General features: G+C 63.7%; 7 protein-coding genes. 3 read left to right on the forward strand and 4 right to left on the reverse strand.

Going from position 1 to position 8229, the window contains the following annotated elements; all coding sequences use genetic code 11:
- Nucleotides 1-2003 (reverse strand): Ti-type conjugative transfer relaxase TraA (gene traA / locus WCB02_RS29300; protein ID WP_423963329.1); only part of this gene is annotated, 2003 nt, incomplete at its 3' end.
- Between the two features lie 172 nt (nucleotides 2004-2175).
- Between traA and WCB02_RS29305 the strand changes: the two genes are divergently transcribed.
- The 3 genes from WCB02_RS29305 (at nucleotide 2176) to WCB02_RS29315 (ending at nucleotide 3741) form a co-directional block, all read left to right on the forward strand.
- Nucleotides 2176-2502, forward strand: coding sequence for a conjugal transfer protein TraD (locus WCB02_RS29305; RefSeq protein WP_423963331.1), 327 nt, complete (start codon nucleotides 2176-2178; stop codon nucleotides 2500-2502).
- 1 nt (nucleotide 2503) lies between these two features.
- On the forward strand, nucleotides 2504-2758 hold the full coding sequence (locus WCB02_RS29310) for a conjugal transfer protein TraD (protein ID WP_423963343.1): 255 nt from the start codon (nucleotides 2504-2506) through the stop codon (nucleotides 2756-2758).
- A gap of 686 nt (nucleotides 2759-3444) precedes the next feature.
- Nucleotides 3445-3741, forward strand: a complete 297-nt coding sequence (locus tag WCB02_RS29315; protein ID WP_423963333.1) for a helix-turn-helix transcriptional regulator — start codon at nucleotides 3445-3447, stop codon at nucleotides 3739-3741.
- Here the strand turns inward: WCB02_RS29315 and WCB02_RS29320 are convergent.
- The 3 genes from WCB02_RS29320 to WCB02_RS29330 form a co-directional block, all read right to left on the reverse strand.
- Complete coding sequence (locus WCB02_RS29320; RefSeq protein WP_423963335.1) at nucleotides 3695-4951, reverse strand: tyrosine-type recombinase/integrase; 1257 nt, start codon at nucleotides 4949-4951, stop codon at nucleotides 3695-3697. The two genes, WCB02_RS29315 and WCB02_RS29320, sit on opposite strands and share 47 nt — an antisense overlap.
- A gap of 291 nt (nucleotides 4952-5242) precedes the next feature.
- Nucleotides 5243-6838: a glutamine-hydrolyzing GMP synthase gene (guaA, locus tag WCB02_RS29325; RefSeq protein ID WP_423963338.1), complete on the reverse strand. Its 1596-nt coding sequence runs from the start codon at nucleotides 6836-6838 to the stop codon at nucleotides 5243-5245.
- A gap of 179 nt (nucleotides 6839-7017) precedes the next feature.
- The coding region (locus WCB02_RS29330) for an RsmB/NOP family class I SAM-dependent RNA methyltransferase (RefSeq protein ID WP_423963341.1) at nucleotides 7018-8229 on the reverse strand (1212 nt) is incomplete at its 5' end.

An 8229-nucleotide genomic window follows, 5' to 3' on the forward strand; every position in this document is an offset into this window, starting at 1 on the left:
CGGTTGTAGTCCTTGAGATCGAACGAGACGTTGCGCCCGTCGTCGGTGCGCACCGACATGGACCGTGCGCCGACCTCAACGATGGTCCCGAGCGTGCCGTTCTTCACGCCAAGTCCATCCCCACCAAGGCCGCGCTCGTTTTGCAGGAACATGATGCGGTCTCCGCTGGCGAAGCTGCGCTCGCCGCGTTCGACCGTGAGACGCAGATCTTTGCCGAGATCACCGGCGGCCCTCATCCGCTCGCGCGCGGCGGCGTTGAGCGCATGAACCTCGCCATTGGTGTGGGTGAGGATGATACGGCTGCGCTCGGGCGATGCCTGCCGGTCGCGGTCCCAGCGCTCGATCAGATTTTTGCGCGCGTCCTCCCGTGTCGGGGCGGCATGGACCATGTCGTGGGAGCGATAGGCATCAAGCGCATGGCCGATTTTGCCATTGGCGAGATCGCGCGTGGCGTCGCGCTGCCAGTCCTGCCGCTGGCGGCGCACCTCACCGATCTCCGCGCCACCGTGGCGCTCAAAGATCGACCGAAACGCCGCGCCGGCTTCTATTGCTTGCAACTGCTGCGGATCGCCGACCAGCACCACCTTGGCGCCAGCCTCGGCAGCATGGGACAGCACGCGCTCCAACTGGCGCGTGCCCACCATGCCCGCCTCATCGATCACCAGAACATCGTGCGCGGTGAGCAGTTCGCGACCCTGCGCCCAACCATGTTCCAGGCTGGCGATGGTGCGCGACGCGATGCCCGATCCGCTTGCCAGATTCTCGGCGGCGATGCCGGACAACGCCACGCCCCGAACCCCGTAACCCGCTGCTTCCCAGGCCTCCCGCGCCACACCCAGCATCGCGCTCTTTCCCGTTCCGGCGTGGCCGACCACGACGCCGAGATCGCGACCGTTCGTGACCTGCGCCAAGGCGTCGGCCTGCTCCGCGGAAAGCACCAGACCGCACGCTTCCGCCCGCGCCCGCGCCGCCAACCTGTCAGCGTCCTGCACCTCATGACGATTCCGCTCCGCCATCCGTTCGGCGGCGCGGTGCAGGCGCTGTTCGGTCTCGATCATCTCGCGGGTGGTGAAGCGGTCCTCACCCCGTCCGTCCTTGCCCAGTTCGACCAGATCGGGCGCGCCGCGCATCGCCCCTATGACCTGGTTGAACTGGTCGATGCCGTCGCTGTGCCGGTGCGCGAACTTCGCCATGTCGCGCTGCGTGAAAGTGGATTGCTGCAGCGTGATGGCCTCGAACGCCAAGGCTGGATCGGCGATGATTCTTGCACCGTTGCCCCGCGCAATCTCGCGGTGCATCTCGGCCCGATCGGCGACATTGGCGGCGGCCTCGATCCCTGGCCCCTCGATACCTTGGCTTTCGATCCGCTGCGCCGTTGCGCCGATCTGGCTTTGCGGCTCCAGCCCGATGCCCTGCGCCTCGAAGCTTCGATGGTCGATCCGGGCGTCGATGTCGAGTTCGGCCAGCCGCTGATTGGCGATCTCGGCCCAGCGCTCGCGCCAGCGCTCGACCATCTCGGTGCGGTTCCAGTCTCGCACCTTTGGGCCGAAGCCGCTTTCGTTCACCGCACGCATGGTCAGCATGACATGGGCGTGGGGTTTGGGCATGCCGTCCTCGGCCATATCCCAATGCACATTGACGTCGGCAATCATGCCTTGATCAACGAATTCGGACTGCACGAAGTCGCGGGCCAGTTCGATGCCTTGGCGCTGCGTCAGCTCGCGCGGAAGGGCGAATTCGACCTCGCGGGCCAGCTGCGCGTCCTTGCGGACCTCGAACGCCTCGACATCATTCCACAACCGTTCGCGGTCGCTCCATGCCTGCGGCGCATTCTCCGGCAGCATGACCTCGGAATGAACGACACCGCGCTTGGCCGAAAAGTCGTGGCTACGCTCAAGCCGATCGTCGCGCAGCCGCGAGGCCGAGCGGTAGGCGGCGGAGGCCACCGCGCTGGAGCCGGATTTGCGGCCAATGACCTTGACGTGAAGATGATAGATCGCCATCGCGATCAGATCATTGCCACGGCGAAGCGCACGTCGGAACGACGTATAAGCGCGCCCTCCCTCGAAAAAATCTCGGACGGGACTACGCCGTCTCAGACCATCCCGGCAACCTTACAGCCTTCCGCAAGACGCTCAACTATCATCTCTGCATCGACAACTTGTGGAGACGACGATGCGCAAGCCACGCGACTTTGATGCCGAACTGAGGGCGCTGGAAGAAAAGGCCAGAGACCTCAAAACCCGCAAGGTGCAGCAACTCGGCGAACTGGTGATCGCCACCGGCGCCGACGTTCTCGACGCCAACGAACTGACCGGCGCGCTGATCGTGTTGGCCGAAACCAAGGATGCCGGAAAGAGGGAGGCATGGGCGAAGCGCGGGGCCGCGTTCTTTCAGAGCCGGTCGCGCCGATCTGCACCGGCATCTGACCGCGACACAGGCGGCGCTCCTTCACATCCGGGCGGCGCGCAACCGCCATCAAGTGGCGCTGGCGCGGCATGACATGCGCACTTGGCAGGTCGAGCGGCGCAAACGAACGCGGCGTCTGATCGAACTCGGCGGCCTCGTCGTCAAGGCCGGGATCGTTGAACTGACCGGCGACGATCGCGCCGTTATCCTCGGCGCGTTTCTCTGGATGGCCGAGAAGCTCCGAAGCGATCAGGGCGAACACGCGCGCGGCGTTTGGATGAAGCAGGGAAAGATCGCCTTAGAGGTGCATAGGCTGTCGGACGCGAAAAGCAAACCCGACCCACAGTAGGACCAAGCATAAGCGATGGCGGGCGGTGTGGAGACCTCAAGCAGCTCTTAGCACCCCCAAACAGAATGAGGGCGTCTGTGCCGCAGCGAAGCGAAGGCCAGACGGAAGTCGCGTGACCGGTCAAAAAGGAACCCGAACGAAGGGCAGTGAAAGCGACGCCGGAATGAAATTACGTCTGGACCGGGGGCGAGCACCTCCGGCGAGCGACAGACACAGTATTGCGCGAGCGACCGAAGCCGAAGGCCGAGACGCAGCTTTGCGGCTCGGTTCACGAGAGCCAGGAGCGGCTATGCCGCCCGCGCGTGATGACAGGGACCTGAAGGCTCTTGCGCACCGTTCACGACGTTTCCACACGGCGCGGTCATTGGTCGTGTCCGGACGTAACGGATGTATCGTTTGAAGTTTTTAGACTCGTTAACGACGACCGCGGCGCTTGAGATATCGACTCGATGCGAGGTGCTCGATTATCTCGAATTAAGAGAAGATCAAATCCACGGCGGTGGTTCGGCGCTTGACGCCGCCATCTTAGACACTCTTGGTCGTCTAGCGCCGTGCAGGTTTGGAAACGCGTCGCTACAAATTCAGCGCCACGGTTCGCCACAGTACTCCATTCGCGTTTTTCATCTTCACCTTTCGCGGGTTATCGCTTCCAATCTCCACAAGCACCACGCAGGGGGAGGATCTAGATGGGCCACGACATCTCACCGCTATCCGAGCGAACTATTCGCCGTAAACAACTTCGCGAAATCGTCCCGCTTGCCGACAGCACAATTTATGAAATGGAACAGCGGGGGGAATTTCCTCGGCGCTTCGCGTTGACCCCACGATGCGTGGTTTGGGATCTTGGCGAGGTCCAGGCATGGCTCGCTGCTCGTCGCTCGAAGCCAATTGACCGCGCCGCAGGGCCCGACGTGAAGCAACGCCGAGCCCGTCCGGTCAAAGAGCCGGATCGGGCTCCAAAATCGGCATCGACGGCGGGATGAGCGTCGGCACATATTTTCTGCCGTCAACCCAGGCATCCAAGATGTCTGACCATTCCTGCATCATGTGCCGACGCTGCATCTCATACTCGGCTTTGTTGTAGACGCCCCGCGACGAGCGACCATCCTCGTGCGCTAGGCACTTTTCGATCCAATCGCTGTTAAACCCGAGTTCGTTCAGTAGGGTTGAACCCGTTCGCCGCAGGTCGTGAACCGTGAATGGTTCGAGAGGCAACCCCTCCGCCTTCGCCCGCTCGACAACCGCGTAGGTTACCCGGTTGAAAGTGGCGCGCGACATTGGTGCATCCGCATCGTACCGCGATGGCAAAAGGTATCTCGAATTCCCTGCGCAGGTCTTCAGGGCGATCATGATATCGAGCACCTGGCGTGACAGGTAAACGTTATGCGCTTTTGACCGCTTCATTCGTTCCTTTGGGATCGTCCAGACCGCGTTCTCGAAGTCGACTTCGTCCCATACTGCGTCCTGCAGCTCGCTTTTGCGCACCATCGTGAGCAGGTAGAGCCGCATTCCCAAACGGATCGTGGGAAGCGTGGCAATGTGCTCGAGCTGTTTCAACATCACTCGAATTTCGGACGGCGAAAGCGAACGATCCTTCGGTACGAAGGTGGCGATGGATGCCGGCCCGACTTCGTCGGCTGGATTGGTGACCTTCTCACCGTGCAAGATCGCGAATCCATAAATCTGTTTCAGAATGTCGCGCACATGAATAGCCGTCGCCGGAGCTCCGCGTTCTACGATGCTAACGCAATGGGCTCTCAGATCGTCAGGCGTGATCTCCGTCAAAAGACGATTGCGCCAGACCGGCAGAAGCTCTCGCTCGAAAATCGAACGCCGCATAGCGCGAGTGCTTTCGGCCATCGTTGCTCCGGTGAGCCACTTCTCACCGAACTCGCCAAAACTCTTCGCCTCTTTCAGGCGGCGCTTGTCGCGCTGCTTCTCCATCGCCGGGGATCGTCCCTCGCCGACCGCGCGTCGTGCGTCGATGCACTTTTCCCGGGCCCGAGCGAGCGAGATTCCGTCGCGTCCGTACCTGCCCAAGTAGACCGTCTCGCGGCGTCCGTTGAGCCTGTAGTCTAAGCGAAACGAGATTGCGCCGCTGGGCATGACGCGAACGTACATGCCGTCGCGATCCGCGACTTTGTAGATTTTATCTTTCGGCTTCAAAGCCTTGAGGGCGGCATCCGTCAGCATCCCTATGCCTCCTGAAAAGTACCGTCAGCGCATTTTCGAGGGCTCGTGACAGGGAAGATCTCGGTTCTTCAATGTGTTATGTGGGAAAAAGTACCGTCACGAGCACCATCGGCCGTGACGGTACTTCGGAAAATTTGGCCGAGCAATACTGTGGCGGTCCGTCAGGCAGGTCGCCAGAGGCAAACTCTGCGTGCCGATAGGACTCGAAGGCAGACGGACATATTTATTTTTGTCTTCAGTGGCTTAGGTCGTACTATGGCGTAGTTTCGGCGGCGATCGGGTGGGCCTAAATCATTCCCACTCAATCGTTCCCGGCGGCTTGCTCGTCACGTCATACACCACCCGATTGACGCCCTTGACCTCGTTGATGATCCGCGTCGCGACCCCGCCGAGAAACTTCATCTCGAACGGATAGAAATCCGCCGTCATGCCGTCGGTCGAGGTCACCGCGCGCAGGCCCACGACGTATTCGTAGGTCCGCCCGTCGCCCATCACGCCGACGGTCTTCACCGGCAGCAGCACCGCGAACGCCTGCCAGATCGCGTCATAGAGTCCGGCCTTCCTGATCTCGTCGATATAGACCGCATCCGCGTTGCGCAGGATGTCGAGTTTTTCCCGTGTGATCTCACCGGGGCAGCGGATCGCGAGGCCGGGGCCGGGGAACGGATGGCGGCCGACGAAAATCTCGGGCAGGCCGAGCTCGCGGCCGAGCACCCTCACCTCGTCCTTGAACAATTCGCGCAGGGGTTCGACCAGCTTCATGTGCATGCGTTCGGGCAGACCGCCGACATTGTGGTGCGACTTGATGGTCACCGACGGGCCGCCGGTGAACGACACGCTCTCGATCACGTCGGGATAGAGCGTGCCCTGCGCGAGATAATCCGCGCCGCCGATCTTCTTGGCCTCGGTGTCGAAGACATCGATGAACAGCCGGCCGATGGTCTTGCGCTTCGTTTCGGGATCGGACACGCCTGCGAGCTCGGCCAGAAACCGCTTCGAGGCATCCACATGCACCAAGGGGATGTTGTAGTGATGCCGGAACAGGTCGACCACGGTCGCTGCCTCGTTCAGCCGCAACAGGCCGTGATCGACGAACACGCAGGTGAGCTGCTCGCCGATCGCCTCGTGGATCAGGACGGCCGCGACCGCGGAATCGACGCCGCCGGAGAGGCCGCAGATCACCCTGCCCTTGCCGACCTGCTTCCTGATTTTCTCGATCGCCTCCTCGCGGAAGGCGCGCATGGTCCAGTCGCCGGTCAGGCCGGCGACCTTGCGGACGAAATTGCGGATCAGCTTGGCGCCATCGGGCGTATGCACCACCTCGGGATGGAACATCAGGCCGTAATATTTGCGCGTCTCGTCCTGGATCACCGCGAACGGCGCGTTGGCCGAAACGCCGGCCACGGCAAAGCCCGGCGGCATCCTGGTGATGCGGTCGCCATGGCTCATCCAGACCTGATGCCGCTCGCCGATCGACCAGGTGGTATCGAACAGATGGCTTGGCGCCTTCACCTCGAGGTCGGCGCGGCCGAACTCCCTGGCATGGCCGCCCTCGACCTGGCCGCCGAGCTGGGCCGCCATGGTCATCTGGCCGTAGCAGATGCCGAGCACGGGCACGCCGGAGTCGAAGATCAGTTGCGGCGCGCGCGGCGAGCCCGCTTCGTGCACCGATTCCGGGCCGCCGGAGAGGATCACGGCCTTGGGCCGCATCTCCCTGAAGGCTGCTTCCGCCTTCTGGAACGGCACGATCTCGGAATAGACCCCCTCCTCGCGGACGCGGCGGGCGATCAGCTGGGTCACCTGGCTGCCGAAATCGACAATCAGAATCTTCTCATGCGCCGAGGCCACGGCGGGCACTGACTCGGCTGTCTCTGGTGCGGCTGTCATGTCAAGCAGATACGCGACGGGCGCCGGGCTCGCAACCCGTCATGGCCGGGAGGGCGCGCCCGTCCACGTGTTTTGCAGGCCAAAACTGAGGACCGTTATTCCGGGGCGCGAAGCGAACCCGGAATCTCGAGATTCCGGGTTCGCCCTCCGGGCGCCACGGAATGACGGCCTCATTGGGGTCACGCCTTCTTCAGCACCGACACGAAAAACCCATCGGTGCCGGTGCGGCGGGGGGTCATCAGCCAGCCTTCCGGCGATTTCAGCGCGGCTTTCGCGAAATCCTCGGCCTTGTCCGCGAGCGCGCTCGCGGTTTCCCCGGGCGGCACGACGGCAAAGTCCGGATGGCGCGCGACAAAGCCGCGGACCTGGTCGCCGTTTTCCGGCTTGAGCACCGAGCAGGTGATGTAGGCGATCCGGCCGCCCGGCTTGATCAGGGCGGCCGCGCGATCAAGCACTTCGACCTGGTCCTTCAAGCGGATCTCGAGCGCGCCGCGGCGGATGCGCCATTTGGCATCGGGATTGCGCCGCCAGGTGCCGGTGCCTGAACAAGGCGCATCAATCAGCACGAGGTCGGCGGAAGCGCGGATGTCAGCCAGCGGATCGGCGTCGCCCATACTGCCCTTCTTGGGGGTCCGGACGTCGGCGTTATGCACGCCGGCCCGCGACAGCCGCTCGTAGATCGGCGCCAATTGCCGCTTGTCGCGGTCGGTCGCGATCAGCCGGCCCTTGCCGCCCATCATCGCCGCCAGCGTCAGCGTCTTGCCGCCGGCACCGGCGCAGAGATCGATCACCTGCTCGCCGGGTTTTGCCGCCGACAGCAATGCCGCGAGCTGCGAGCCCTCGTCCTGGACCTCGATGGCGCCCTTGATGAAGTCCTCCTCGGCATGAATGCCGGGATTGCGCGCGTCGGCGCCGAGCTCGATGCGCAGGCCCCATGGCGACCATGCCGTCGCCGTGGCCCCGAGATGAGCGAGCGAAGCGAGCGACTTCTCGCGCCTGGCTTTCAAGGTGTTGACGCGCAGGTCGAGCGGCGCCCGGCTCGCCATCGCGGCTGCCTCAGCTGTGCGGTCGTCGCCGAACACGTCCGTGAGATGGGGATCGAGCCATTCCGGATAATCGCCGGCGACCGGCGCCGGCGCATCCTGCGGCGTGCGCGAGGTCAGCGCCGCGCGCTCGGCCTCCGACAGCGGCGCCGGCGCGAACCGGCCGCCGTCGCACAACGCCGCGATCGTGTCGACATCCATGCCGCGCTCGACCTTCAACATGCCGAGCAGCCGCGCGCGCGAGCTGTCGTCCTCCATCACCCACTCGCTCGAGGCGCGCCGCCGCAGCACGTCCCAGACCAGGCCGGCGATGCCCGCGCGATCGCCAGAGCCGGCGAAGCGATGGGC

The sequence above is a fragment of the Bradyrhizobium sp. genome (genome assembly GCF_049581145.1).
Taxonomy (GTDB): Bacteria; Pseudomonadota; Alphaproteobacteria; order Rhizobiales; family Xanthobacteraceae; genus Bradyrhizobium.

Coding starts and splice junctions, on each gene's coding strand:
- WCB02_RS29310 (WP_423963343.1), top strand. CDS start 2,504: ATGCGCACTTGGCAGGTCGAGCGGCGCAAACGAACGCGGCGTCTGATC.
- WCB02_RS29315 (WP_423963333.1), top strand. CDS start 3,445: ATGGGCCACGACATCTCACCGCTATCCGAGCGAACTATTCGCCGTAAA.
- WCB02_RS29305 (WP_423963331.1), top strand. CDS start 2,176: ATGCGCAAGCCACGCGACTTTGATGCCGAACTGAGGGCGCTGGAAGAA.
- guaA (WP_423963338.1), bottom strand. CDS start 6,838: ATGACAGCCGCACCAGAGACAGCCGAGTCAGTGCCCGCCGTGGCCTCG.
- WCB02_RS29320 (WP_423963335.1), bottom strand. CDS start 4,951: ATGCTGACGGATGCCGCCCTCAAGGCTTTGAAGCCGAAAGATAAAATC.